Origin of the sequence: Streptomyces tailanensis, from assembly GCF_008386495.1 — a bacterium.
Classification (GTDB): domain Bacteria; phylum Actinomycetota; class Actinomycetes; order Streptomycetales; family Streptomycetaceae; genus Streptomyces; species Streptomyces tailanensis.
In genome coordinates, this window is record NZ_VTHJ01000093.1 from 1 (window position 1) to 1,516 (window position 1,516).

Here is a 1,516-nt window from a genome sequence, read left to right on the forward strand (position 1 = left end):
GGGCCGAGCTGGAGTTCGCGGACCTGTCCCAGACCGTGTACGACTTCACCGCCGACTACCTGGACCGGCTGATCCAGCAGGGCACCACGCCGGAGAAGGTGGCCGTCGGCAACGAGATCATCAACGGCTTCATGTACGGCAGCGAGGCGGCCCACATCGGCACGACGAATCCGCCGTACTTCGTCGACCAGGCCGACATCTACCAGTCCAAGCCCGGCGGTGGCCTGCTGTGGAAGTACTGGCGGTCAACCGACCCGATGGAGCAGCAGCTCTACGACCAGGCGTGGGACCGGTTCACCACCCTGGCCGCGGCCGGGATCAAGGCCGTCCGCGACGCGTCACCGACATCCAAGGTCGAGATACACGTGATTGTCGGCAAGGACCGGCTCGCCAAAACCATGGAGTTCTGGCACCAGTTCCTCACCCGGGTGAAGGCAAAGGGGCAGAACCCTGACGTGCTGGCCATCTCGTACTACCCGGAGTGGCATGGCACGCCCGAGGCGCTGGATCACAACCTCAACACCATCGCCACCACCTGCCCCGGCTACGAAGTCGACGTCGCCGAAACCGCCTACCCCGCCTCGGGCGGCGACGGTTCGCCGTTGCCCAACTCACCCTTCCCGCGAACGATTCAGGGCCAGGCGGACGCTGTCCGGAGGGTGTTCCAGGCCGCCAACGACGTGGTCGACAACCGAGGTTCAGGTGTCCTGGTGTGGGAGCCGGCCGGCTTCCAGCCGATGTTCCGGGCCGTGCCCGGGTCGGCGAACACATGGGAGCCGCACGCCTCCATCAACGTCTTCAACGCCAGCCGTGCCAAGCACATCCTCCAGGACACCGTCTACACCGCCACCACGGTGGGTGCCGCCCCGAAGCTGCCTTCCTCCATCCGCATGCTCACCACCGCCAACGACACGATCACCGGCGTCCCCGTCCGCTGGAAGCCGCTGCCGCCCGGCGCGACCGACAAGCCGGGTGAGGTGACGGTCACCGGGATGACCGGCAAGGGACCGGTCACGGCGGTCGTCGACGTCGTCCCCAAAGCGGCGAACAGGTCTTGAGCGCCCCCTCTCCCCATACCCAAGGAGCCATCCATGACCATGCAAAGACGCACATTCCTGCGTATCAGCGCCGTCGGGGCGACGGGCGTGGGTCTGTCACTGCTCGGCACGGGACCAGCACCGGCCGCCGTCAGCCCGCTGGGCACGGCGCCGACCACGCCGTTCGCGGTCGGCGTACGCAGGTACAACTGGACCCGCGGCAGCCGCCCGTGCACCACCTACGTCTACTACCCCGCCACCGGCACCCCCGGCGGCAACCCGGTGACGGACGCCCCGGCCGCCGACGGTGTCTTCCCCGTCTACAACTTCACCCACGGCTACGGAAGCAGCCCGCAGAACTCCCTGTTCATCATCCGAGCCCTGGCCTCCGCGGGCTTCATCGTCCCCGCCCCGCACTTCAACCACAACTTCACCGACGTCAGAAACGGCAACACCTCCAAGGACGTCTCGCAGATCAT

General features: G+C 67.2%; 1 protein-coding gene and 1 pseudogene. Both read left to right on the plus strand.

Going from position 1 to position 1,516, the window contains the following annotated elements; genetic code table 11:
• A partial coding sequence (locus tag F3T56_RS41980; RefSeq protein ID WP_172639411.1) for a glycosyl hydrolase 53 family protein occupies positions 1 to 1,058 on the plus strand: 1,058 nt, incomplete at its 5' end.
• A 33-nt stretch (positions 1,059 to 1,091) separates the two neighbouring features.
• Positions 1,092 to 1,516, plus strand: a pseudogene (locus F3T56_RS41985) (RICIN domain-containing protein); the annotation flags it as partial.